Below are 23,807 nucleotides of genomic sequence, written 5' to 3' on the forward strand. Positions count from 1 at the left end.
AAAGGTTTAACCGCCCGGCCCTGGACGTTCGCCCCCGCCGCACCAATGCGGCCTCACCTCGCTTGACCGGGGGGGCGGATTTCGCCAAGCCGCAGCCCCATGGTCCCGCGCCCTCCGGCGCCGTCCGCCGACATGCCCCGCAGGAGCCGATGCCGTCAGGCGATATCCAGAACGAGCCCGGCTCCCCCTTCACGGTCTGCGGCGCGGACGATCCCGTGCCGCCCGCGCTCCGCGGCGCCGTTGCGGCGCTCGGCAATTTCGACGGCGTCCATCGCGGCCATCGCGCCCTGATCGAGGCGGTGCGCGAGGAAGCAGGCACCCGGCCCGCCGCGGTGCTCACCTTCGAGCCGCATCCGCGCGCCTTCTTCGCCCCCGACCAGCCGATGTTCCGCCTCACCGGGCCGCGGGCCAAGGAGATCGTGTTCGCCCGGCTCGGGCTCGACGGGCTGTTCGTGCGCCGGTTCGACGCCCGGCTCGCCGCGACCTCGCCCCGCGGCTTCGTCGAGGGCTGGCTGCGCGACGACCTCGGCCTGTCCGGCGTCGTCATCGGCCACGACTTCCATTTCGGGCAGGGCCGGGCCGGCACGCCCGCGATCCTGGCCGACCTCTGCCGCGAGGCCGGCATCGCGTGCCGGGTCGTGCCTGCGGTTGCGGCGGGTTCGGGGCCTGAGCCGATCTCGTCCAGCGCGATCCGCGCCGCGCTTGCCGCGGGCGACATGGCGCGCGCCAACGCGCTGCTTGGCTATCGCTGGTTCGTGCTGGCGGAGGTGCGCCACGGCGACAAGCGCGGGCGCACGCTCGGCTACCCCACCGCCAACCTCGCGCTGGATTCCTGCGGGCTCGCCCACGGCATCTACGCCGTGCGGGTGCGCCTTGCCGACGGGCGTCTCGTACCCGGCGTGGCGAGCTACGGCCGCCGCCCGACCTTCGACGACGGTGCGCCGCTGTTGGAAGTCCACCTGTTCGACTTTTCCGGCGACCTCTACGGGCAGGAGGTCGCAGTCGAGCTTCTGAGCTTCCTGCGCGGCGAGGAGAAGTTTGCGAGCGCCGAGGCGCTGATCGCGCAGATGGACGTGGATTCGGCCCGCGCCAAGGCGGCGATCCGGGCGGACGCGGTGGCGTCGATGCTGGGGTGAAGCCCCGGCGCTCCCGCCCATCCCGCCCCCCTCATCCTGAGGTGCGGAGCGAAAGCGGAGCCTCGAAGGAGGGCTCCAGGGATCGCTGAGCGAACTGGAACCCTCCTTCGAGGCCGCTCACGCAGCACCTCAGGATGAGGGGGTTTGAGTGGGAGGACGGGGTTCGCCCGCCCTACAGCATGCTCGGCAGGATCCGATCCGGCGGGCGGTGGCCGTCCATGAAGGTCTTGATGTTGATGATGACCTTCTCGCCCATCTCGGTGCGGCTCTCGTGGGTGGCCGAGCCCATGTGGGGCAGCAGCACCACCTTGCCGGTGCGGGCGAGGCGCACGAGGCGCGGGCTCACCGCGGGCTCCTGCTCGAACACGTCGAGGCCGGCGGCCGAGATGTCGCCCGATTCGATCAGGCGGGCCAGCGCGTTCTCGTCGATCACCTCGCCGCGGGCGGTGTTGACCACGATCGCCTCGGGCTTGAGCAGCTTGAGGCGGCGGGCCGACAGCAGGTGGTAGGTCGCGGGGGTGTGCGGGCAGTTGGTCGAGACGATGTCGACGCGCGCCAGCATCTGGTCGAGCGATTCCCAGTAGGTCGCGTCGAGCGATTCCTCGATCGCGGTCGGGACGCGGCGGCGGTTGTGGTAGTGGATCGACAGGCCGAACGCCTTGGCGCGGCGGGCGAGCGCCTGACCGATGCGGCCCATGCCGACGATGCCCAGCCGCTTGCCGGTGATGCGGCGCCCGAGCATCCACGTCGGGGACCAGCCGGTGGTCCAGTCGTCGTAGGGGATGATGCGCGCGCCTTCCGCGATCCGGCGGGCCACCGCCAGGATCAGCGCCATGGTCATGTCGGCGGTGTCCTCCGTCAGCACGCCGGGCGTGTTGGTGACGGTGATGCCGCGCTCCAGGGCGGCGGCGACGTCGATGTGATCGACGCCGTTGCCGAAATTGGCGATGAGCCGCAGGTTCGGGCCGGCCTGGGCGAGCAGGCCGGGGCCGATCTCGTCGGTGACGGTCGGGACCAGCACGTCGGCCTCGCGGATCGCGGCGGCCAGAGCCTCGGGGGAGAGGGGCGCGTCGTCATGGTTGAGGCGCGTGTCGAACAATTCGCGCATGCGCGTCTCGACCGCGTCCGGCAGGCGCCGGGTGACGACCACGAGCGGCTTGCGCTTCAATGACGGCATGATCCCTCCCGGCGGGCGTGCCGACCCGGATGCGGCCCGGCTTACGCTCCCTTAACCACGTCGCGGCCAGATGGAGCCGGCGACGGACCGGCCCCCGGCCAAGCCGCAGGACATCCGGCCTCTCTATCAGAGAGGTTCGGGAACACAATGCAACACGACGTGGACCGGTTCGCGATGCACCGCGAAGCCGTCCGTGACCGTTTTTTCGAGGACTCGGTTGGAGACGAGGACGATGCGCCCGCCCGCCCTTCCCCTGGTAAACCCCGCCCGCCTCGCGATCCTCGCCGCGTTGCTGGCCCTGCTCGCGCCGCTCGCCGCACGGGCCGCCCCACCCGCGGCCTCCGAGGTCGGCAAGGGGCCGGTCACGAAGCTGCCGCTGCCGCGCTACGCCAGCCTCAAGACCGACCGCGTCAACCTGCGCGAGGGTCCCTCCAAGGACCACCGCACGCTGTGGGTGTTCCAGCGCGCCGGCCTGCCGATCGAGATCGTCGCCGAGTTCGAGACGTGGCGGCGCATCCGCGATTCGGAAGGGACCGAGGGCTGGGTGCTGCACTCGCTGCTGTCGGGCCGGCGCACCGCCGTCGTGATCCCGCCATCGGGCGAGAAGGCGGATGCAGCCAAGTCCACGGTGCCGCTCAAGGCGCGGGCCGACGAGACCTCCGGCGAGGAGGCCCGGCTCCAGCCCGGCGTCATCGGCAGCGTGAAGACCTGCACCGGCCAGTGGTGCCGCCTCGTCGTGGCGCTGCCGCAGAAGCAGGGCGACGTCGACGGCTACATCCGCCAGGACCGGCTGTGGGGCGTGTATCCGGACGAGAAGATCGAGTGACGCAAACGAAAAGGGCCCGGCGCGAACCGGGCCCTTTTCGTTTTCGGACTGCGAAAAACTCAGCCGCGGCCGGAGACAGTGCGGCGGCGCAGGCGGACGATGACCTCGACGCCGGCGATCTCCATACCCTCGGGGGCCTCGGGAAGCGAATCGACCGAGATGCCGCATTCCGGCATGTCGAGCACCTCGCCCTCTTCCTCGAGGAAGAAGTGGTGATGCTCGCTCGGGTTGGTATCGAAATAGGCCTTCGACCCGTCGAGGGCGAGCTGGCGCAGCAGGCCGGCCTCGGTGAACTGGTGCAGCGTGTTGTAGACGGTGGCGAGCGAGACCGGCACCTTGGCGCGCATGGCCTCGTCGTAGAGCATTTCCGCGGTCAGGTGGCGGTCGCCGCGCCCGAACAGCAGCCAGCCGAGCGAGAGGCGCTGGCGGGTGGGGCGCAGGCCGGCGCGACGCAGGCGGTCGCGCAGATCGGACAGCGGGCAGCCGCGGCGCCCGGCGGCAGCGTCGGCCGAGAGCGGGCTCCGCGCGTTCAGCACGGCCTGGAGGGGCGTCAGATCGGACATCGCGGGGAGTGATTCCCAACCTTTGGACGAAGAAAGATCGGACAAGTATACGGATGCCCCCCGCATGCGGCAACCCGAAGCATGGCGATGCGGGTGGGTTGCCCCCGTGGCGCATGGCTCGGCGGATCGCTGCACATCTTTAAAACATCGCGGCCGTCATTCCGGGGCGCGAAGCGAACCCGGAATCCACCCGTGATGCGGGATACCCGGCCGAAGTCGAACCGTTGCGGCCAGTCGTGGATTCCGGGTTCCGCTGACGCGGCCCCGGAATGACGATGGTGAGGGTGGGCGGTCGTGGTGCCTTCGAACTCCGCCCCGGTGCGACAAACCTTTGAGCGCGCGCGGGGCCTGTGCTAACGAGGCGCCGATCCCGTCATTCCCTGTCCGGCGACCGATCGGACTCGTCCGTCAACGAGGACGCACCCCTCCATGGCCTCTTCCGACCCGCAGACCGACATCGCGGCCCCGCAGCGGGCGTCGAGCTATTCCTACGAGGAGCTGCTGGCCTGCGGACGCGGCGAGCTGTTCGGGGCCGGCAACGCGCAGCTGCCCCTGCCGCCGATGCTGATGTTCGACCGCATCACCTCGATCGGCAAGGAGGGCGGTACCCATGGCAAGGGCCACGTGCTGGCCGAGTTCGACATCCGCCCGGACCTCTGGTTCTTCCCGTGCCACTTCAAGGGCGATCCGGTGATGCCGGGCTGCCTCGGCCTCGACGCCCTGTGGCAGCTCGTCGGCTTCCATCTCGGCTGGCTCGGCGCGCCGGGCCGTGGTCGGGCGCTGGGCGTCGGCGAGGTGAAGTTCTCGGACCAAGTCCTGCCCACGGTGAAGCAGGTGGTCTACGGCATCGACATCAAGCGCGTCCGCACGGGCAAGCTGGTGCTCGGCATCGCCGACGGCTGGCTGGAAGCCGACGGCCGCCGCATCTACGAGGCGAGCGACCTGCGCGTGGCGCTGTTCCAGGCGCAGGCGTAGGCCGCAAACGCGGCCTCTCCTAAACGGGCCGCCGCTTCTAATTGAAGCGAGCGGCAGCTCCGTATAGCCCGGCGCGAAGAGCGCCGCGCGCAGCGGCCTCGGCCACGCCGAGGCGTCTAGCGGAGCGAAAGCCTAAGCCCGCGGACGCGGGCGCCGGCGTTTGAGGCCGAGCCAAAAATCAACCAGTTGAGATTGATCGCGGGGCATCCTAGTTGACCCGTTAACGAAGTGCCGCGCGTCCGCGGCGCAGCAAGCCCGAGCCACCATGCGGCGTGTCGTCATCACCGGGATGGGCATCGTCTCGTCCATCGGCAACAACACCCAGGAAGTCCTGGCCTCCCTGCGCGAGGCCCGTTCCGGGATCGCGCGCTCTGACTCCCAGGCCGAGCACGGCTTCCGCAGTCAGGTCGCGGGGATGCCGACCCTTGTGGCCGAGGAGGCGGTGGACCGCCGGGCCATGCGCTTCCACGGCGGCGGCACGGCTTGGAACCACGTCGCCATGGATCAGGCAATCCGCGACGCGGGGCTGGAAGCCAACGAGATTTCTCACGAGCGCACCGGCATCATCATGGGCTCGGGCGGGCCGTCGACCCGCACCATCGTCGAATCGGCGGCGATCGCGCGGGACAAGGGCCCCAAGCGCGTCGGCCCGTTCGCCGTGCCGAAGGCGATGTCCTCGACCGCGTCCGCGACGCTGGCGACGTGGTTCAAGATCCGCGGCGTCAACTATTCGATCTCGTCGGCCTGCGCGACCTCGAACCACTGCATCGGCAACGCCGCCGAGATCATCCGCGGCGGGCGCCAGGACGTGATCTTCGCGGGCGGCTGCGAGGATCTCGACTGGACGCTCTCGGTGCTGTTCGACGCGATGGGCGCGATGTCCTCGCGCTACAACGAGACCCCGGCCCGGGCGTCCCGCGCCTACGACGCCAACCGCGACGGCTTCGTCATCGCCGGGGGCGCGGGCGTGCTGGTGCTGGAGGAGCTGGAGCACGCCAAAGCCCGCGGCGCGCGCATCTACGGCGAGGTCGCCGGCTACGGCGCCACCTCCGACGGCCACGACATGGTCGCCCCCTCGGGCGAGGGCGCGGTGCGCTGCATGCGCCAGGCCATGGAAGAGCTGAAGGGCGCCCGGATCGACTACATCAACCCGCACGCCACCTCGACGCCGGTCGGCGACGACAAGGAGATCGAGGCGATCCGCGAGGTGTTCGGTGCGGGCGAGGCCTGCCCGCCGATCTCGGCCACCAAGTCGCTCACCGGCCACTCGCTGGGCGCCACCGGCGTGCAGGAGGCGATCTACTCGCTTCTGATGATGAACAACGGCTTCATCTGCGAGAGCGCGCATATCGACGAACTCGACCCGGCCTTCGCCGACATGCCGATCTTGCGCGAGCGCCGCGATGGGGCCAAGCTCGGCCACGTGATGTCGAACTCGTTCGGGTTCGGCGGCACCAATGCGACCCTCGTGCTCAAGCATCCGGACGCCTGAACGGCCGAGCTTCTTCGGCACTGCCGAGCATAACTTCGCACTTGCAAAAATACGGCCGAGCTTAGGCCCGGCCCTCAACTGAACAGGCCGCGGAACCCCGCCGTTCAACTGGCGTTAATGGGGACGCGGCCAGGATCACATCATGATCGGTTTCCTCGCTTTCCTCTGTGTCACCGGCCTCGCCGTCGTCGCCAGCGTGGCGTGGCGCGCCAAGCAGACCCTGATCAACGACGCGCAGTCCGGCACCCGCGGCTACTTCTGATTCGACACCCCGATGCGACCCAAGGCCCCGTCCCGCACCCGCGGGCGGGGCCTTCGCGTGTCCGCCGTCGCGTGGACAGGGCCGCATCCGGCGCGCTAAGCGTCGGGATGGCGTTTCGGCGCCCCACCTGAAACGCGTACGGGTTTAGAGCGAATGACAGGGTTGATGGCGGGCAAGCGCGGCCTGATCATGGGCGTCGCCAACGATCACTCGATCGCCTGGGGCATCGCCAAGACGCTGCACCGGCACGGCGCCGAACTCGCCTTCACCTATCAGGGCGAGGCGCTCGGCAAGCGGGTGACGCCGCTCGCGGCCTCGGTCGGCTCCGACATCGTGCTGCCCTGCGACGTCGAGGATCTCGATAGCGTCGATTCGGTCTTCGCCGCCCTCGATGGGCGCTTCCCCGAAGGGATCGACTTCGTCGTCCACGCCATCGGCTTCTCCGACAAGTCGCAGCTCAAGGGCCGCTACGTCGACGTGACCACCCGCGCGAATTTTTCGCGCACGATGACGATCTCGTGCTTCTCCTTCACCGAGATCGCCCAGCGCGCCGCCGCGCGCATGCCCCGCGGCGGCGCGCTGCTGACGCTGACCTATGCGGGCTCCACCCGCGTCATGCCGAACTACAACGTGATGGGCGTGGCCAAGGCCGCCCTGGAGGCCTCGGTGCGCTACCTCGCCACCGATCTCGGCCCCGACGGCGTGCGGGTGAACGCCCTCTCCGCCGGCCCGATGCGGACGCTGGCCGGTGCCGGCATCGCCGACGCCCGCCTCATGTACAACCACCAGAAGGCGCACGCCCCGCTGCGCCGCACGGTAACGCTGGAGGACGTTGGCAACTCGGCCCTCTACCTCCTGTCCGATCTTTCGGGGGGCGTGACCGGCGAGGTCCACTTCGTCGATTCGGGCTACAACATCATCTCGATGCCCCGCCCCGCCGTGCTCCAGGCCCAGGACGAGGCCGGCGTCGTCGGCGACGGCGAGATCTGAAGGCGTCCGGTCCGGCTCGAGACCGGCATCGGTGCGGCCCGCGATGACCCTCCCGAATCGAATCCGCTGCCTCGCGCTGGCCGCCCTGCTCGTCGCGGGCGGCGGCGGCGCGGCGTGGGCCCAGAGCGTCACCCTCGATCTCGGCGCAGGCGGGACGACCGAGCGGGCGCTGCAGCTCGTCGCCCTCGTCACCGTCCTGGCGCTTGCGCCCTCGGTGCTGGTGATGGCGACCGCCTTCACCCGCATCGTCGTGGTGCTGTCGATCCTGCGCTCGGCGCTCGGCACGCAGACGGCGCCGCCCAACGCCGTCATCACCAGCCTCGCCCTGTTCCTCACCGCCTTCGTGATGGCGCCGACCGCGCGCGAGGCCTACACGGCGGGCATCGAGCCGCTGATGGCCAACCGGATCACCCAGGCGCAGGCGTTCGAGCGGGCATCCGGACCGTTCAAGACCTTCATGCTGCGCAACACGCGCGAGAAGGATCTGAAGCTTTTCCTCGATATGGCCAAGCAGCCCGCGCCCGCGGGGCCTGAGGCGATCGGCCTGGAGATCGTGACGCCGGCCTTCATGATCTCGGAGCTGCGCCGCGCCTTCGAGATCGGCTTCCTCCTGTTCATCCCGTTCCTGATCATCGACCTCGTCGTCGCCTCGGTGCTGATGGCGATGGGCATGATGATGCTGCCGCCCGCGACCGTGGCGCTGCCGTTCAAGCTGATCTTCTTCGTGCTGGTCGATGGCTGGACGCTGGTGGCGGGCTCGCTCGTTCAGAGCTACGGAAGCTGAACGGGGCGAACCGAGGAGACGGATTCACATGGACCTGACGACCACCACCGCCCGCTTCGCCCCGCAGATGCTGAGCGTCCTGCGGATCGTCTCGGCGCTGATCTTCGTGGCGCACGGCACGCAGAAGATTCTGGGCTTCCCGGCCAGCTCCATGAACCCGGCGATGTTCAGCCTGCCGTGGATCGCGGGCGTGCTCGAACTCGTCGGCGGCGCGCTCCTGCTGATCGGCCTGTTCAGCCGCCCGGTGGCCTTCGTCCTGTCCGGCGAGATGGCCTTCGCCTACTTCATCGGCCACGCGCCCAAAAGCCTCTACCCGGCGCTGAACGGGGGTGATGCGGCGATCCTCTACTGCTTCGTGTTCCTCTACATCGTCTTCGCCGGCCCGGGCCCGTGGAGCGTCGATGCGCAGCGGGCGCGCGGCCGGTACTGACCGGCGCTAGACAATCGTCCTGGATATGAAATCCAGGACGATTGTCTAAGTTGTTGTGCCGCATCGTTTTTTCCGAAAGCCGGTATCCACCTTTCGGGCCGATGCCTTAGGCCTCACCGCGGCGGCCCGGATTGCCGGCGCCGCGCGAACATCCACAGGGCCAGCACCGCGAGCGCGATCAGCACGCTCATCCAGACCCAGTTGAAATCGGTCGCGGCGGCGTTCACCGCGGCCGAGTTGGTCCCGGACGGCCCGGATTCCGGGATCGGCGGCGCCGGCTTGGTCGCCTGCGCCAGCGCCTGATGCAGACCGACGGCCCAGATCGGCGCGGCGGTGAGGATGGAACGCATGGGACCTCCCGGTCTCGTTAGGGACGAACGGCAAGTCCTGAAGCGCTTCGCGTCAGTCGCCTTTGGCCTTGAAGGCCGGGGCGTCCTGGAGCTGCGCCTTGGTCAGGCGCACCTCGGCGTGAATGATCTTGTCGCCGGCCAGCACCGTGGCGGGGGTCTTGGGCGGCTTCTGCGGCTCGACCGAGCCGGTGGCGTCGGTCACCCGGTCGCTGTGCTGGTTCTGGACCGCGCCGAGCACCTCCCGCGTGGTCTGCGAGCCCGGCATGGTGTCCGGGGTGGCCTTGTCGGCGACGGCCTGGCTCGGGGCCGCATCCGCCTTCACCACCGAGGACGGACCGCTGGTGAGCGAGACGTCGCCGGTGTTCCAGGCGAATTCGTCGAACGGCACCGCCACCGACTTCTCGCCGAGCCCGAGGAAGCCGCCGACGCCGATCACCACGGCGCGGATCTGGCCGGAGCCGTCGATCAGCAGATCCTCGATCTCGCCGACGCGGACATGATCCATGCCGATCACCGGTACGCCGGCGAATTTCGAGCCGCTCAGCGTGCCCGTCGGCGCCTTGGCGAGGAAGGGCGCGGTGCTCTGGGCAAAGGCCGGTGCACTGAGTGCGAGGGTGAGCGCGAAGGCAAGGCGAGAGGCGTTGGAACGCACGTCGGCGTCTCCGAAGTCGATGGATCGGCAAGGTCCTGCACCAACGTCAGAAACGCCGTCGCAGTTCACCGTCATCGAGCACCGGATCAGCGCGGCCGGTCGAGCAGCCCCGAGACCACGCGGGCGGTGTAGTCCACCATCGGCACGATGCGGGCGTAGTTCAGCCGGGTCGGGCCGATGACGCCGACGACGCCGACGATCTTCTGGGCGCTGTCGCGGAAGGGCGCCGCGATCATCGACGAGCCGGAGAGCGAGAACAGCTTGTTCTCCGAGCCGATGAAGATGCGCACCCCGTCGCCCTGCTCGGCCCGCGCCAGGAGTTCGATCACGTCCTTCTGGGTCTCGAGATCGTTGAACAGCAGGCGGATGCGCTCGAGGTCTTCGGCCGCACGCAGGTCGTCGAGCAGGTTGGCCTGCCCCCTGACGATGAGTTGGCGCGCCTCCGACGGGCCCACCGTGGTGGCGAGCCCGGCATCGACCAGCCGCTCGGTGATGACGTCGAGTTCGCGCTTCATCGCCTTGCGGCCGGCCTCGATGTCGGCCTTGAGCGCGTCGAGGGTGCGCCCGCGCAGCCGCGCGTTGAGGAAGTTCGAGGCCTCCTGCAGCGCGCTCGCGGGCAGGCCCGGCGGCAGGTCGAGCAGGCGGTTCTCCACCGTGCCGTCGGTCGAGACCAGCACCACCAGCGCCCGGTCGGCATCGAGGCGTACGAACTCGACGTGTTTCAGGCCGGCATCGACCTTGGTGGTCAGCACCACGCCCGCGCCCCGCGAGATGCCCGAGAGCAGCGACGAGGCCTCGGCCAAAGCCGAATCGAAGGTATGGCGCGAGGCCGCCGCCTGCATCTGCGCCTCGATGCGGGCCTTCTCGTCGCGGTCGACGTCGCCGATCTCCATCATGGCATCGACGAAGAAGCGCAGCCCCATCTCGGTCGGCAGGCGGCCCGCGGAGGTGTGGGGCGCGAAGATCAGGCCGGAATGCTCCAGATCCGCCATGACGTTGCGGATCGAGGCCGGCGACAGGCTCATCGGCAGGATGCGGGCGAGGTTGCGCGAGCCCACCGGCTCGCCGGTGGTGACGTAGCTCTCGACGATCTGGCGAAAGATCTCGCGGGCGCGCTCGTTGAGGGCGGCGAGCGCCTGGGGCTGGTGACGCACGGTGTTGAACGGGATTTCGGACACGGGGCACTCGTTTGAACGGGCGATTGTGGGCGCAAGGCCGCCCGCGATCAATCCTCCCCGGATCGGTCGAAAGCGCGCGACGGGGGCGAGGCTTCGTCAACGATCTTGCTGGCCGGAGGGATCGTTCTTCCCCCGGTCACGGTTAGCGAGGGACCGAACGCCTCCCGGCGCGCGGATCGACACCAGAAAATTTCCCAGGAAGTGGAGAACGCCCGTGAAGCTCGGCGCCTCAAAGACCCTTCTCAAGGCCGCAGCCGTCGCGATCGCCCTGTCGGGCTTCGGCCTCGCTGCCGCGCCGCATCGGGCGGAAGCCGCCCCGATCACCGTGCCGGCCGAGGCCACGGCCGCTGCGACCACCGAGGCCACCCCGGTCGCCTACGGCTACGGCCACCGCATGCACCGTCACCGGCACATGCACCGCCACCACATGCGCCATCACCGCCGCCACATGATGCGCCGGCACATGATGCGTCATCACATGATGCGCCATCACCGCCACTACCGCTGAGATATTCTCAGAGTCGCGCTCCCCCGCTGGGAAGCGCCGCGCGGGGCCGTCATCCTTCGGGGTGGCGGCCCTTCTCACATCCGAACCGGTGTTGCCGCTCGGGCTCGCAGCGCCTAAGAGCGCCCACTTCCGATTTCTGATCCTGGAGAACCCCGCGGATGCGGCCGTCCAAGCGCGCGCCCGACGAGTTGCGTGCCGTCACGCTGGAGCGGGCGGTGGCCCGCTACGCGGAGGGCTCCTGCCTCGTCAGCTTCGGCAACACCCGCGTGCTCTGCACCGCCACCCTCGAAGAGCGCGGCCCGCCGTGGCTGCGCGGTTCGGGCAAGGGCTGGGTCACGGCCGAATACGCCATGCTGCCGCGCGCTACCCACGAGCGCACCCGGCGCGAGGTCAATTCCGGCAAGCCGTCCGGCCGCACCCAGGAAATCCAGCGCCTGATCGGGCGTTCGCTCCGCGCCGTCACCAACCTGCCCGCCTTGGGTGAGCGGCAGATCACCATCGATTGCGACGTGATCCAGGCTGATGGCGGCACCCGCACCGCCTCGATCACCGGCGCCTGGGTGGCGCTGCACGATTGCCTCGCCTGGATGCGCTCGCGCTCGATCATCTCGGTCGATCCGCTGAAGGATCACGTCGCCGCGGTTTCCTGCGGGCTCTACCGGGGCCAGCCGGTGCTCGATCTCGACTACGCCGAGGATTCGGCCGCCGAGACCGACGCCAACTTCGTCCTGACCGGCAAGGGCGGCATCGTCGAGGTCCAGGGCACCGCCGAGGGCGAGCCGTTCTCGGAGGCGCAGTTCATCGAGCTGCTGGGGCTGGCCAAGGCCGGCATCACCCAACTGGTCGAACTGCAGCGCAAGGTGATCGCATGAGCGAAGAGCACCGCATCCTCACCGGCAAGGTCGTCATCGCGACCCACAATGCCGGCAAGCTCATCGAGATGCGCGAGCTGCTCGCGCCCTTCGGCGTCGAGGCCGTCTCGGCGGGCGAACTCGGGCTGGCCGAGCCCGACGAGACCGGCACGATGTTTTCGGAGAACGCGGCGATCAAGGCGATCGCCGCCGCGGAAGCCTCCGGCCTCCCGGCCTTCGCTGACGATTCCGGCCTCTGCGTCGATGCGATCGACGGCGCGCCGGGCCTCTTCTCCGCCCGCTGGGCCGGCCCGGACAAGGATTTCGCCGGCGCCATGGCCCGGATCGAGGCGGAACTGGACAAGCGCGGCGCCACCGACCGGCGCGCCCACTTCGTCTCCGCCCTCGTCCTGGCCTGGCCCGACGGCCATACCGAGCTGTTCGAGGGCCGCGTCTTCGGCGACCTCGTGGCGCCCCGCGGCGCCCTCGGCTTCGGCTACGACCCGATGTTCCGCCCCGAGGGGATGGACCGCACCTTCGGCGAGATCTCGTCCGAGGAAAAGCACGGCGTCGATTGGCAGAGCGGCAACGCCCTGTCGCACCGCGCCCGAGCCTTCGTGACGCTCGCTGCGGCCTGCCTGCGCCGGCCGGGGTGAGCTTTCAAGCGGCGGGCGAAGGGCCTACATCGCGCTCCAAGCCGTCGCCCCCACCCAATCCCCTCATCCTGAGGTGCCGAAGCGAAACGGAGGCCTCGAAGGAGGGCTCCAGACGTCGCTGAGCGAACTGGAGCCCTCCTTCGAGGCCGCTGACGCGGCACCTCAGGATGAGGGGATTGGGTGGGACGGAGGCCGCCCGACCAGCAAAAGAATGCCCCCCGTGACACCGCCCGACCATCCGACCCGCGACGCGGGCTTCGGCCTCTACCTGCACTGGCCGTTTTGCGCGGCGAAGTGCCCGTATTGCGACTTCAACAGCCATGTCCGCCACGGCGGCGTCGATCAGCCGCGCTTCCTCGCGGCCTTCGAAAAAGAAATCGCCCACGCCGCCGCGCTGGCGCCGGGGCGGACCGTCACCAGCATCTTCCTCGGCGGCGGCACGCCCTCGCTGATGGCGCCCGAGACGGTGGCCGGCCTGCTCGATGCGGTGGCGGGTGCCTGGAGCATCGCCCCTGAGGCAGAAGTGACGCTCGAGGCCAACCCCACCAGCGTCGAGGCGAGCCGGTTCCGCGGCTACCGGGCGGCGGGGGTGAACCGCGTCTCGCTCGGCGTGCAGGCGCTGAACGATCCCGACCTCAAGCGGCTCGGGCGGCTGCATTCGGTGGCGGAAGCGCTCGCGGCCGTGCGGGTCGCGTCCGAGCATTTCGAGCGATTCTCGTTCGACCTGATCTACGCCCGGCCCGAGCAGACGCCGCAGGCATGGGCCTCGGAGCTGCGCGAGGCCATCGCGCATGCCGCCGAGCACCTCTCGCTCTACCAGCTCACCATCGAGCCCGGCACGCCGTTCTTCGGCCTCGCCCAGACCGGCCGCCTCGTGCCGCCGGACGACGAGGTGTCGCGCGCGCTCTACGACGTGACGCAGGACATCTGCGCGGGCGCAGGGCTTCCGGCCTACGAGATCTCGAACCACGCCAAGCCCGGCGCGGAATCGCGCCACAACCAGCTCTACTGGCGCTACGGCGAGTATGCCGGCATCGGCCCCGGCGCCCACGGTCGCCTCGTCCTGCCGGAGGGCCGCACCGGCACGCTGACCGAGAAGGCCCCGGAGGCGTGGCTCGCCCGGGTCGAGCGCGACGGCCACGGCATCGTCGAGACGGAAAGCCTCTCGGCCGAGGACCAGGGCGACGAGTTCCTGATGATGGGCCTGCGGCTCAGCGAAGGCATCGACCCCGCCCGCTACACCGCCCTGAAGGGCCGCCCGCTCGATGCCGGGCGCCTCGCCGCGCTCGTCGCGGACGGGCTGGTGACGCAGCGGGACGGCCGCATCGCGGTGACGCCGCGGGGTGCGCCGGTGCTGAACGCAGTGGTGGCGGAGTTGGCGGCCTGAAGCTTCGAAACGGCCTTCGTTGGATCGCTGCGGCTCAAGCCGCATCCCCTCGCCCCGCACGCGGGGAGAGGGTCGCGACGACCCTGTCGTCGTCGCGACGAGCGGTAGCGGGGGTGAGGGGGCGGCCACGGATGAGACTCTTACGGTGAGTCCCCCTCACCATCGGCTGCCGCCTCGCTTCGGCGACGACGAGGTCGCCGAAGCCCTCTCCCCGCGTGCGGGGCGAGGGGATGCGCGGACATCGTGAGGATTGAACCTCAAATCCCCGAAGGCCCCAGCACCTTCGGCGCCGGGCTCACCACCGCCGCGGCATTCCCGCGAATCTCATAGACCGCCAGCGTCCGCTCGCTGAGCCCGTCCGGACGGAAGCGGAAGGTGCCTTCGAGGCCCGAGAAGCCCGCGGGGCTGGTCAGCGTCGCATCGGCGAAGCGCTGGGTGCCGTATTGGCGCACCAGCGCCGCCGTGAGCGAGACCGCATCGTAGCCGAGCGAGGCGGCGCGCGGCGGGGCCGCGCCGAAGCGGGCCTGGTAGCGCTGAGAGAATCCGGAAAAGCCCGCGGTGTCGGGCGCGGCGAACCAGCCGCCCTGGAAGGCGGGTTGCGACAGCACCCGCGGGTCGTTCCAGAGCGCCAGCCCCATCGGGCGCACGCGGCCCGGTGAGAAACCGGCCTTCGTCAGCGCGGGGGCGAGCGCCGCGAGCCCGTCCGGCGTGTCGGGCAGGAACAGGGCGTCGGCGGGCGCGCCCGGCCCCGTCACCACGCCGCGCAGGCGCTCGACCGCCGGGCCGGGATTGCCGGCGGGATAGCGCTCGATCGCGACGAGACGGGCCCCGCGGCGGGCCACCGCCTCGCGGAACTGCGCCTCGACGGCGTTGCCGTAGGTGGTCTCGGGGATCAGCGCGGCGAAGGAGCGGCGCCCGGCGGCGGTCGCCTCCTCGACGATGCGGTCCACCTCCGATTGCGGCAGGAAGCTGATGAGGTAGACGCCGCGGGCCGCGACCCCGGCATCGGTCGAGAACGCCACCACCGGCTTGCCCGCGCCCCGCGCCAGCCCCCCCGCCGCCTGGACGTTGGCCGCGAAGAGCGGCCCCAGCACGATCTCGGCACCCTCGTTGAGCGCGGCTTGCGCCGCCTCGCGGGCGCCCTCGGGGGTGCCGCGGTCGTCCTTCACGAGGATCGACAGGTCGGGCTTCTGGAAGTCGTCGTAGGCGAGTTCGGCGGCGTTGCGCAGCGCGGCGCCCACCGCCGCGCCCTGGCCGGACAGCGGCACGATCAGCGCGACCTTGACCGAGCCGGTGCCGATCCCCTGCGTTGGGGTCGGCGCGGCCTCGGTGACCGGCGGCGGGGCCGCGCGCGTGTCCGGTCGCGGCCCGTCGGGGCCGCCGACGCAGGCCGAGAGCGCGAGGCCTACGCCGCACAGCATCGCCATCCGTCCGCCGAACCGCGCCATCGCCGAGCCTCCCCGCTCGCCATCGCTGGAGCATCGGCTTCATCCAAAAGCCGGAAACCACCTTTTGGGCCGATGCTCGGATCACGATGAGCAAGCCCCGTGAAAAGTAAATGCGGGGCAGGCCTTCTCCACGGTCCGCAAACAGGCCTCGGCGTGGCATTGTCGCGCCGATGACACAGCGCAGCGACTCGAACGCCCGGCGAGACGGGCCCGCCACCTTCACCGCCTTCGGCCTCGCGGCGGAAGCCGAGCGGCCCGCGCCCGGCCTCTACGTAGTGGCGACCCCCATCGGTAACCTGCGCGACGTCTCGTTCCGCGCCCTCGCCACCCTCGCCGCCGCCGACGCGGTTTTGGCCGAGGACACCCGCGTCACCCGCACGCTGCTGATGCATTACGGCATCACCACACCGCTCCTGTCCTATCACGAGCATTCGAACGAGGCCGTGCGCGAGCGGATGGTGCTGCGGCTCAAGGCCGGCGAGACCCTGGCGCTGGTCTCGGATGCCGGCACGCCGCTGGTATCGGACCCCGGCTTCAAGCTGGTCCAGGCGGCGATTACCGCCGGCATCCCGGTGACGCCGATCCCCGGCCCCTCGGCGGTGATGACCGCCATCGTCGCCGCCGGCCTGCCGACCGACCGGTTCTTCTTCGAGGGGTTCCTGCCGCAGAAATCGGGCGCGCGCCGAAACCGGCTGGAGGCGCTGGCGCCGATCCCCGGCACGTTGGTGGTGTTCGAATCCCCCCACCGCCTGCCCGAGATGCTGGCGGACGCCGCCGAGGTTCTGGGCCCCGAGCGCCCGGCGGCGGTCGCCCGCGAGTTGACCAAGCTCTACGAGACCATCCGCCGCGACAGCCTCGGGGGGCTCGCCCGCCTCTACGCCGAGGAAGGCCCGCCCAAGGGCGAGGTCGTGGTGGTGATCGGCGCCGAGCCCGAGGACGTTAAGGCCCGCGAGACCGATGCCGGGCTGGATGCCCGGATCGAGGCGGCGCTCGCCCGCCACTCGATCAAGGACGCGGCGGCGCTGGTCGCCGACGAGACCGGAAGCCCCAAGCGCGCCGTCTACGCCCGCGCCCTCGCGCTCGCCCGCAAGAGCGATGACGAACCCGCCTGACCGCGCGCAGGCGCGCCGCCGCGCCACCCACGGCCGCGGCCTAACGGCCGAGACTTTTGCGCTGCTGGCGCTGCTCCTGAAGGGCTACCGCCCGCTCGCCCGGCGCTATTCGGCGGCGGGCGGCGAGATCGACCTGATCGTCCGGCGCGGGCGAACGGTCGCCTTCGTCGAGGTGAAGGCGCGGGCCACCCTCGACGCGGCGGCGGGGGCGATCGATGCGCGGAAACGCGCGCGGATGTCCCGCGCGGCGCGGGTGTGGCTCGGGCGACAGAATTTGGCGCCGGACGTGACCCTGCGGGCGGATGCGGTGTTCGTGGCGCCGCGACGCTGGCCGCGGCATCTGGCGAATGCGTTTGAGCTGGAGGGGCTTTGAGGGGCCGCGCCCACACGGTTCAGGTTTGATCGCCGCCGCGGCGTGCACATCCCCTCGCCCCGCTGTGCGGGGAGAGGGCCGCGACGACCCCGTCGTCGTCGCGGCGAGGCGGCAGCCGAAGGTGAGGGGGCGGTTAAGGCAGAGCCTCGTCCGTCGAGTCCCCCTCACCGTCGCTCCGCTCCCTGCGTGGACGACGAGGTCCATGCAGGCCTCTCCCCGCGTGCGGGGAGAGGGGGAAGCGGCGGCCTTCGAAGCGACCATCCGGTAAGTGGCTCACGCCGGCAGGCGCAGCCGCGCCAGCAAACCGCCGAGGTCGGAGCGGTCGAGGGTCAAGCCTCCGCCGTAGAGTTCGGCGAGTTCCAGCGTGATCGGCAGGCCGAAGCCGTCGCCGGGGACGGTCTCGTCCAGGCGGCGACCGCGTTGGAGGACGTGGGCGCCCTGCTCCGGCGTCAGGCCGGGGCCGTCGTCCTCCACCCACAGCTCGATCAGGCCGCCGTCGCGCTCGGCGCGGATGCGGACATGCGAGCCCGCCCAGCGGCAGGCGTTGTCGATCAGGTTGCCGAGCATCTCGTCGAGGTCCTGCGCGTCGCAGGCCACCTGCGTGCCCGGCGCGACCTCGTTCGCGATGGCGATGCCGCGCTCGGCGTGGAGGCGAGAGAGCGCCACAGCGAGGTCGCTCGTCTGCGCGAACAGATCGGCGCGTGCCCGTGTCGAGCCGCCGAGCGCCGCGGCGCGGGCGCGGCGCAGGTGGTGGCGGACTTGGCGGTCCATCGCGGCGACGAGGGGGGCGAGGCCGGGTTCGGGGTTGCGCTCGGCCGCCATGGCCAGCGCGGCGAGCGGCGTCTTGAGGCCGTGGGCGAGGTTGGCGACGTGGGAGCGGGCGCGCTCGAGGTTGGCCGCGTTCTGGTCGAGCAGCAGATTGAGTTCGGTCACGAGCGGCCGGATTTCCTGCGGCTGCTCGGCCGGCACGCGCTCGCGGGTGCCGGCGCGGATCGCGGCGAGGTCGGCGCCGAGCGTCCGGAGAGGGCGCAGGCCCAGCCGCACCTGCAGCGTGATGCCGGCGATCAGGCAGAGGCCGAGGAGGCCGAGCGCCAGCGCCAGCGTCTTGCCGGCCTCGCGCAACGGCCCGTGCAGGGCCGCGGCCGGGGCGGCGGCCACCAGCACCGCGTCGGGCCCGTCGCGGGGGCCGGGCAGGCGCAGGACCCGCAGGATCAGCCCCTCGCCGCGCGGCCCGGTGCCGTCCGCCGGGACGGGGCGGCCCTCCTCCCGCTCGGGCGTCTGCGGAACCGCAAGGTCGGCCTCACCGAGGGAAGGCGAGCGCAGCACGGCATCGCCTAAGCGGACCTGCCAGTACCAGCCGGAGCGCGGCCGGTCGAAGGGCGGGCCGTCATGGGCGGCCGAGAGCGTCGGGCCGCGCTTGCCGGGTCTCAAGTCGGCGGAGATCGCAAACAACTCGCCGTCGAGGCGGGCGTCGATCTGGCCGCGGGCGAAGCGGTAGAGCACCAGGCCGATGGCGAGGCCGGCCACCAGCAGCGCCAGCGTCACGAAGACCAGCGCCCCGAGAAAAAGGCGCCGCTGGAGCGAGCGGCCGGGGCGCCGCGGGCTCACGCCTCCTCCCCCGCTTGAAGGCGCCAGCCGTGACCGCGAACGCTCTCGATCCGGGCCGGGGCGATCTTGCGGCGAAGCCGCGTGATGATGACTTCGACGGAGTTCGAATCGACCTCGGCGTCGCCGTCGTAGACCCGCTCGATCAGCTGGTCGCGCGGCACAACCGCATCCTTCCGCAGGATCAGGCAGGACAGGACGCGCCATTCGAGGCCGGTGAGGCGAAGCGGCAGCCCGTCGCGCTCGAAGCTGCCGAGCCCGGCATCGTAGACGAGCGGTCCGCACGTGATTTGGGTGGCGCCGTTGGCGCTGGCGCGGCGCACGAGCGCCCGCAGGCGGATCACCAGCTCCTCGGTCCGGAACGGCTTGACGAGATAGTCGTCGGCGCCCGCCTTGAAGCCCGCGACCTTGTCGCTCCAGCCGTCGCGGGCGGTGAGGATCAGCACCGGCAGGGTCAGCCCCGCGGCGCGCCAGTCGCGCAGCACCGTGACGCCGTCCACCACGGGCAGGCCGAGATCGAGCACGACCGCGTCGTAGCGCTCGGTCTCACCGAGATGGCGCGCATCCTCGCCGTTGACCGCGTGATCGACGGCGAAGTGCTCGGCCCGCAGGGCCCGCAGCAGCTCGGCGGCCAGGGCGGCATCGTCCTCGGCGAGCAGCAGCTTCATCGGTCGGGGCGCTCGCGCGTGCAGTCTTCGAAGGGCGGCGCCCTGTAGGCGCCGACCTTTAACGGAAACTGAACCGGCAGGTTCAGGCCGGATTTCGGGGGGCCCTCTAAACGGTGCCCATCCCGGCGGACGAAGACGCCCCCGGAGTTTTTTGGAAGTTCACGAAGGACAGGAACGATGACCGACCTCCCCTCTCCTGCCGTCTCCGAGACGCAGTCGACCGAGACCGCTCAAGCAAAAACCCCGCGTCGTGGCGGCGCCCGCCGCGGCCTCGTCGTCGGCGCGCTCGCCCTGCCGCTGGCGCTCGGGGCCGCTGGCCTGTCCTTCGCCCAGAAGGGCGAGGTCGCCACGACCCCGCTGGAGCCGGTCGCGATCTCGGCGCTGGCACCCTCGGGCGCCGTGGCCGCCAAGGGCGAGGTCGCCGAGATCTTCGGCAACAAGTTCATCCTGCAGGACGCGACCGGCCGGACGCTGGTCGAGACCGGGCGCCAAGGCGAGGGCGGCGAGCTGGTCCGCAAGGGCGAGACCGTGACGGTGCGCGGCCGGTTCGAGAAGGGCTTCTTCCACGCCGCTAGCCTCGTGCGGGCCGACGGCACGGTGACGAGCCTCAAGCCCCAGGGCGGTCCGCCGCCCGGCGGCATCGACTGGATGAAGGACAAGGTCGGCCTCGGCCCCGAGATCGACCTGCCCGGCTTGAAGGCCAAGGTCGAGGCCGCGGGCTACACCGACGTCCGCATCGCCGGCCGCGGGCCCAAGCACCTCGATGTCGCCGCCAAGGGTTCGGACGGGCGCGAGCGGATGCTGCATGTCGGCTTCAACGGCGACATCCGCGAGAAGCGGGTGTTCTGATCGGTCCGTGAACCGGCCGGGGAGAGCGAGCCTGCTTTCCCCGGCCGCCCTCGCGGGCTACACGCGTCGTCGGTTCCGAACACCGACGACGCGAAGGGTCCGCGATGTTTCCCAAGCCGCTGCCGAAGCTCGACCCCAACACCTTCGCGTTCGAGCAGCTGCCGCTGGTCAAGCCCACGGGCTTCCGCGAGTACGACGCCCGCTGGCTGTTCCCGCAGGAGATCAACCTGATGGGGGTGCAGGCGCTGGGGCTCGGTATCGGCACCCTGGTGCACGAACTCGGCGTGCGCCCCGAGATCGTCACCGGCCACGACTTCCGCTCGTATTCCTCCTCGATCAAGCTCGCGCTCATCGCCGGGATGCAGGCGGCGGGCCTGCGGGTGAAGGATATCGGGCTCGCGCTCTCGCCGATGGCCTATTTCGGCCAGTTCGCCCTCGATTGCCCCTGCGTGGCCATGGTCACCGCCTCGCACAACGACAACGGCTGGACCGGCGTGAAGATGGGCGCCAACCGGCCGATGACCTTCGGCCCCGAGGAGATGACCCGCCTCAAGGAGATCGTCACCGGCGGCACCTACCGGTACCGCGACGGCGGCTCCTACGAGTTCGTCGAGGGTTTTGCGGAGACCTACCTCAAGGATCTCGTCGCGCGGGCCAAGCCCGTCACGCGCAAGCTGAAGGTGGTGGCCGCCTGCGGCAACGGCACGGCCGGCGCCTTCGCGCCCGAACTGCTGAAGCGCCTCGGCGTCGAGGTGATCCCGCTCGATGTCGAGCCCGACTACACCTTCCCGCGCTACAACCCGAACCCCGAGGACATGGAGATGCTCCATGCCATCGCCCACGCGGTGAAGGAACACGGGGCCGATGTCGGCCTCGGCTTCGACGGCGACGGCGACCGCTGCGGCGTGGTGGACGACGAGGGCGAGGAGATTTTTGCGGACAAGATCGGCGTGATGCTGGCCCGCGACCTGTCGAAGCTCCATCCCGGCGCGACCTTCGTGGTCGACGTCAAGTCGACCGGCCTCTACGCCGCCGACCCGGAGCTGCAATCGCGCGCGGTCAAGACCGACTACTGGAAGACCGGCCACTCCTACATCAAGCGCCGGGTCAACGAACTCGGGGCGCTGGCCGGCTTCGAGAAGTCCGGGCACTTCTTCTTCAACGAGCCGGTCGGCCGCGGCTACGACGACGGGCTGCTGACGGCGATCGCCGTGATCGAGATGCTCGACCGCAACCCGGACACGTCGATGGCCGACATCTACCGGGCGCTGCCCAAGACCTGGGGCTCGCCGACCATGTCGCCGACTTGCGCCGACGAGGTGAAGTACGGCGTGGTCGAGGCGGTGACCGAGCGGTTCAAGGCGATGCAGGCGACCGGCGAACCGGTGGCGGGCCAGCCGATCACCGGCCTCGTCACCGTCAACGGCGTGCGGATCACGACCGAGGACGGCACCTGGGGGCTGGTGCGGGCCTCCTCGAACAAGCCGGAACTGGTCGTGGTGGTGGAAAGCCCCGTCTCGGAGGCGCGGCTGCACGAAATGTTCAAGGCGGTGGACGGTGTATTGCGGGAGCACCCGGAGGTCGGGGCGTACAACCAGACGATCTGACGGGGCCGCGCCTACGGACTTCGTCCATCGAACACCATCATTCCGGGGCCGCGCAGCGGAACCCGGAATCCACGACTGGCCACGACGGTTCGACTTCGGCCGGGCTTCCCGCATCACGGGTGGATTCCGGGTTCGCTTCGCGCCCCGGAATGACGGCTGTGGTTCAGGGACGACCGCCTACTTGCCCACGGCCATCGCGCGGCGCTGCTCGGCCTGGGCGCTGGCGTCCGAAAAGTACTTCTGCGCGTCGCCGAGCTGGACCGAGGGCTGGCAGTTCGGGGTGCAGGAATAGGATTCGCGGTCGAGCCCGCGCTGCACGGTGATGATCGAGGTCTGGGGCGCCTGCACGCTGATGGTCGATTCGGCGAGCATCGTGCCCTTGTGATCGAGCGCGATCAGGTTGGTGCTGCCGAAGCTTTTCCCTGTGAGCACCACCACGCCGTTCCGCTGGAGCGTGATGTCGGCGATCAGCGGGTTGCCGACGATCACCGTCGCGGTCTTCTCCGGCAGCCGGATCACCTTCGCGTTGTCGACCGAGACGGACACGACGCCCTGCGGCACCGGCTCGTTGGCCGCCGCCGTGCCGGGCAGCGCCGGGCCGACGGCGAGGAGGGCGGCGAGGAGAGCGGCAAAGGGGGCGGAACGTACGGGGCGGGGCATGGGCTGTCGGTCCGGTCCGATGGGCCGGCGGGACGCCGCCGGGGCGCGGCGCCCCTAAACGGTTCCCTGAGGGGGCCGTCCGGCGTCTCGCGAACCACAGAACAACAGCAAAGTGGTGAAGGAAGCGCTAAGGCGTGCAAGCAATGCAACGCGAGAAGTCTCCGTTTCGCTGCGGAATCGAAGCTACGAAACGTTAACTCAACCCGCGAACTCGTCCCACAGGCCGACCTTCGACGGTCCGCTTAACCCAAACGCAACGCGTCGGCGCTAATTCTCGGTCCGTCGCCGATCGAAGCCTGAACAGACTTTCGACGGTCGCTCGGGACACCAGTTCAAGTGGAGATCACCATGAAAGCCATCGCCAAGCGTTTCGCGGCCGACGAGTCCGGTGCCACCGCCATCGAGTACGGTCTGGTCGCCGCCATGATGGGCATCGCCGTCGTCACCATCTTCACCGCCTTCAAGGACAAGCTCTCGGCCGCGTTCGAGACGATGGGCGGCGCGCTGCAGACCCAGGCCAACAACATCGGCGCCAAGTAAGTCGATCTTGCAAAGAACGCCCGGCGGGCGCCGCGCATCGGCGCGGTCCGCCCGGGGTTACGAATGGGTTCTGACATTCCTTCAGGCGGTCGTGTCGGTCACACGCCGTCTGGAGGAATTCGTCATTTCCGGATCACTCCGGCGAAACGGACAAGCGGACGGGAGCGGCACCATGTCGATGAGCGCGGCCAACCTCCTGCTCTGCATCGTGTTTCCCTTCCTCATGGCCTACGCCGCCGCGAGCGACCTGTTGACCATGCGCATCTCGAACCGGGTGACCGGCTTCGTGGTCGCGGGCTTCGTCCTCTACGCGCCGGCCTCCGGCATGGGGCTCGATGAGATCGGCTGGCACCTCGCCGCCGGGGCGCTGACGCTCACCGTCACCTTCGCGATGTTCGCCCGCGGCTGGGTCGGCGGGGGCGATGCCAAGCTCGCCGCGGGCACCGCCCTCTGGCTCGGCTTCGGCAGCCTGCTCGACTACGTCGTCATCGCCTCGATCCTCGGCGGCCTGCTGACGCTGGGACTGCTCTATCTCCGCACCCTGCCGCTGCCGGCGATCACGCTCCGCCTGCCCTTCGCGGTGCGCCTGCACGACATGAAGACCGGCATCCCCTACGGCATCGCGCTCGCCGCCGCCGCCCTCATCGTCATGCCCAGCGCCGCCGGCTGGGAGCGCCTCGCGCTCATGTAACGGGTGTCGAGAGGGCAAGCCCTCTCGCGGGTGCAGG

26 protein-coding genes are annotated in these 23,807 nt (G+C 70.4%); 17 read left to right on the forward strand and 9 right to left on the reverse strand.

The genetic code is table 11. From position 1 onward, the window contains the following. Positions 1-149: 149 nt before the first annotated feature. Positions 150-1,136, forward strand: a complete 987-nt coding sequence (locus AAHG03_RS02825; RefSeq protein ID WP_342148614.1) for a bifunctional riboflavin kinase/FAD synthetase — start codon at positions 150-152, stop codon at positions 1,134-1,136. Between the two features lie 172 nt (positions 1,137-1,308). Here AAHG03_RS02825 and AAHG03_RS02830 read toward each other — a convergent pair whose 3' ends face one another. After that, positions 1,309-2,313, reverse strand: a complete 1,005-nt coding sequence (locus AAHG03_RS02830) for a 2-hydroxyacid dehydrogenase (RefSeq protein WP_342148615.1) — start codon at positions 2,311-2,313, stop codon at positions 1,309-1,311. 232 nt (positions 2,314-2,545) lie between these two features. Here AAHG03_RS02830 and AAHG03_RS02835 point away from each other — a divergent pair, with 232 nt between their 5' ends. Further along, positions 2,546-3,139 carry an SH3 domain-containing protein gene (locus AAHG03_RS02835; RefSeq protein WP_342148616.1) on the forward strand — a complete coding sequence of 198 codons (594 nt, stop codon included), beginning with the start codon at positions 2,546-2,548 and terminating at the stop codon, positions 3,137-3,139. Positions 3,140-3,198: 59 nt separating this feature from the next. Here the strand turns inward: AAHG03_RS02835 and irr are convergent, their stop codons facing one another. Beyond that, positions 3,199-3,702: a Fur family transcriptional regulator Irr gene (irr, locus tag AAHG03_RS02840; protein ID WP_342148618.1), complete on the reverse strand. Its 504-nt coding sequence runs from the start codon at positions 3,700-3,702 to the stop codon at positions 3,199-3,201. Positions 3,703-4,131: 429 nt separating this feature from the next. On the opposite strand from irr, the gene fabA reads away from it, so the two are divergent. The 5 genes from fabA to AAHG03_RS02865 all read left to right on the forward strand — a co-directional run bounded on the left by fabA (position 4,132) and on the right by AAHG03_RS02865 (position 8,635). Next, positions 4,132-4,677: a 3-hydroxyacyl-[acyl-carrier-protein] dehydratase FabA gene (gene fabA, locus AAHG03_RS02845; protein WP_342148620.1), complete on the forward strand. Its 546-nt coding sequence runs from the start codon at positions 4,132-4,134 to the stop codon at positions 4,675-4,677. A 265-nt stretch (positions 4,678-4,942) separates the two neighbouring features. Further along, positions 4,943-6,169, forward strand: coding sequence for a beta-ketoacyl-ACP synthase I (gene fabB, locus AAHG03_RS02850; protein WP_342148621.1), 1,227 nt, complete (start codon positions 4,943-4,945; stop codon positions 6,167-6,169). A 415-nt stretch (positions 6,170-6,584) separates the two neighbouring features. Further along, a complete protein-coding gene (gene fabI, locus AAHG03_RS02855; protein ID WP_342148623.1) occupies positions 6,585-7,421 on the forward strand; it encodes an enoyl-ACP reductase FabI in 837 nt (278 codons plus the stop codon). A 43-nt stretch (positions 7,422-7,464) separates the two neighbouring features. Continuing rightward, complete coding sequence (gene fliP, locus AAHG03_RS02860) at positions 7,465-8,205, forward strand: flagellar type III secretion system pore protein FliP (protein WP_342148624.1); 741 nt, start codon at positions 7,465-7,467, stop codon at positions 8,203-8,205. 28 nt (positions 8,206-8,233) lie between these two features. Beyond that, entirely contained in the window at positions 8,234-8,635 is a 402-nt protein-coding gene (locus AAHG03_RS02865) for a DoxX family protein (RefSeq protein ID WP_342148625.1), read from the forward strand. A 113-nt stretch (positions 8,636-8,748) separates the two neighbouring features. On the opposite strand, the gene AAHG03_RS02870 is transcribed toward AAHG03_RS02865, so the two are convergent. The 3 genes from AAHG03_RS02870 to hrcA all read right to left on the reverse strand — a co-directional run bounded on the left by AAHG03_RS02870 (position 8,749) and on the right by hrcA (position 10,815). Next, positions 8,749-8,985 (reverse strand): hypothetical protein, encoded by a 237-nt coding sequence (locus AAHG03_RS02870; RefSeq protein ID WP_342148627.1) that lies wholly within the window; start codon positions 8,983-8,985, stop codon positions 8,749-8,751. Between the two features lie 52 nt (positions 8,986-9,037). Next, positions 9,038-9,637, reverse strand: coding sequence for a PRC-barrel domain-containing protein (locus AAHG03_RS02875; RefSeq protein WP_342148629.1), 600 nt, complete (start codon positions 9,635-9,637; stop codon positions 9,038-9,040). Positions 9,638-9,723: 86 nt separating this feature from the next. After that, positions 9,724-10,815: a heat-inducible transcriptional repressor HrcA gene (hrcA, locus tag AAHG03_RS02880; RefSeq protein ID WP_342148631.1), complete on the reverse strand. Its 1,092-nt coding sequence runs from the start codon at positions 10,813-10,815 to the stop codon at positions 9,724-9,726. 214 nt (positions 10,816-11,029) lie between these two features. Here hrcA and AAHG03_RS02885 point away from each other — a divergent pair, with 214 nt between their 5' ends. The 4 genes from AAHG03_RS02885 to hemW all read left to right on the forward strand — a co-directional run bounded on the left by AAHG03_RS02885 (position 11,030) and on the right by hemW (position 14,217). Beyond that, the gene (locus tag AAHG03_RS02885; RefSeq protein ID WP_342148634.1) at positions 11,030-11,323 is read left to right on the forward strand and encodes a hypothetical protein; all 294 of its coding nucleotides are present in this window, start codon (positions 11,030-11,032) and stop codon (positions 11,321-11,323) included. 158 nt (positions 11,324-11,481) lie between these two features. Next, entirely contained in the window at positions 11,482-12,195 is a 714-nt protein-coding gene (gene rph / locus AAHG03_RS02890) for a ribonuclease PH (RefSeq protein WP_342148636.1), read from the forward strand. Further along, positions 12,192-12,830 (forward strand): RdgB/HAM1 family non-canonical purine NTP pyrophosphatase, encoded by a 639-nt coding sequence (gene rdgB, locus AAHG03_RS02895; protein ID WP_342148638.1) that lies wholly within the window; start codon positions 12,192-12,194, stop codon positions 12,828-12,830. Before rph ends, rdgB begins: the two co-directional genes overlap by 4 nt. A gap of 211 nt (positions 12,831-13,041) precedes the next feature. Beyond that, entirely contained in the window at positions 13,042-14,217 is a 1,176-nt protein-coding gene (gene hemW, locus AAHG03_RS02900; protein ID WP_342148640.1) for a radical SAM family heme chaperone HemW, read from the forward strand. 257 nt (positions 14,218-14,474) lie between these two features. Here hemW and AAHG03_RS02910 read toward each other — a convergent pair whose 3' ends face one another. Then, the gene (locus AAHG03_RS02910) at positions 14,475-15,665 is read right to left on the reverse strand and encodes a penicillin-binding protein activator (RefSeq protein ID WP_342148642.1); all 1,191 of its coding nucleotides are present in this window, start codon (positions 15,663-15,665) and stop codon (positions 14,475-14,477) included. 170 nt (positions 15,666-15,835) lie between these two features. On the opposite strand from AAHG03_RS02910, the gene rsmI reads away from it, so the two are divergent. Together rsmI and AAHG03_RS02920 are read left to right on the forward strand one after the other, a co-directional pair. Next, positions 15,836-16,777, forward strand: coding sequence for a 16S rRNA (cytidine(1402)-2'-O)-methyltransferase (rsmI, locus tag AAHG03_RS02915; RefSeq protein WP_342148644.1), 942 nt, complete (start codon positions 15,836-15,838; stop codon positions 16,775-16,777). Continuing rightward, a complete protein-coding gene (locus AAHG03_RS02920; RefSeq protein ID WP_342148646.1) occupies positions 16,761-17,150 on the forward strand; it encodes a YraN family protein in 390 nt (129 codons plus the stop codon). The genes rsmI and AAHG03_RS02920 overlap by 17 nt, the downstream gene beginning before the upstream one ends. A 273-nt stretch (positions 17,151-17,423) precedes the next feature. Here AAHG03_RS02920 and AAHG03_RS02925 read toward each other — a convergent pair whose 3' ends face one another. Both AAHG03_RS02925 and AAHG03_RS02930 read right to left on the reverse strand, forming a co-directional pair. Then, the gene (locus AAHG03_RS02925; protein ID WP_342148647.1) at positions 17,424-18,758 is read right to left on the reverse strand and encodes a HAMP domain-containing sensor histidine kinase; all 1,335 of its coding nucleotides are present in this window, start codon (positions 18,756-18,758) and stop codon (positions 17,424-17,426) included. Continuing rightward, positions 18,755-19,423 (reverse strand): response regulator transcription factor, encoded by a 669-nt coding sequence (locus AAHG03_RS02930; RefSeq protein WP_342148649.1) that lies wholly within the window; start codon positions 19,421-19,423, stop codon positions 18,755-18,757. Before AAHG03_RS02930 ends, AAHG03_RS02925 begins: the two co-directional genes overlap by 4 nt. Positions 19,424-19,600: 177 nt before the next feature. Between AAHG03_RS02930 and AAHG03_RS02935 the strand changes: the two genes are divergently transcribed. Continuing rightward, positions 19,601-20,272, forward strand: a complete 672-nt coding sequence (locus AAHG03_RS02935) for a DNA-binding protein (protein WP_342148651.1) — start codon at positions 19,601-19,603, stop codon at positions 20,270-20,272. A gap of 104 nt (positions 20,273-20,376) precedes the next feature. Then, positions 20,377-21,879, forward strand: a complete 1,503-nt coding sequence (locus tag AAHG03_RS02940; protein ID WP_342148653.1) for a phosphomannomutase/phosphoglucomutase — start codon at positions 20,377-20,379, stop codon at positions 21,877-21,879. A gap of 177 nt (positions 21,880-22,056) precedes the next feature. On the opposite strand, the gene AAHG03_RS02945 is transcribed toward AAHG03_RS02940, so the two are convergent. Beyond that, positions 22,057-22,539, reverse strand: a complete 483-nt coding sequence (locus tag AAHG03_RS02945; protein ID WP_342148656.1) for a pilus assembly protein N-terminal domain-containing protein — start codon at positions 22,537-22,539, stop codon at positions 22,057-22,059. A 348-nt stretch (positions 22,540-22,887) separates the two neighbouring features. Here AAHG03_RS02945 and AAHG03_RS02950 point away from each other — a divergent pair, with 348 nt between their 5' ends. Further along, the gene (locus tag AAHG03_RS02950; protein ID WP_342148658.1) at positions 22,888-23,079 is read left to right on the forward strand and encodes a Flp family type IVb pilin; all 192 of its coding nucleotides are present in this window, start codon (positions 22,888-22,890) and stop codon (positions 23,077-23,079) included. Between the two features lie 172 nt (positions 23,080-23,251). Beyond that, positions 23,252-23,770, forward strand: coding sequence for an A24 family peptidase (locus tag AAHG03_RS02955; protein WP_342148659.1), 519 nt, complete (start codon positions 23,252-23,254; stop codon positions 23,768-23,770). Positions 23,771-23,807: the final 37 nt, after the last annotated feature.

The sequence above is a fragment of the Methylorubrum subtropicum genome (genome assembly GCF_038442325.1).
Lineage (GTDB): Bacteria > Pseudomonadota > Alphaproteobacteria > Rhizobiales > Beijerinckiaceae > Methylobacterium > Methylobacterium subtropicum.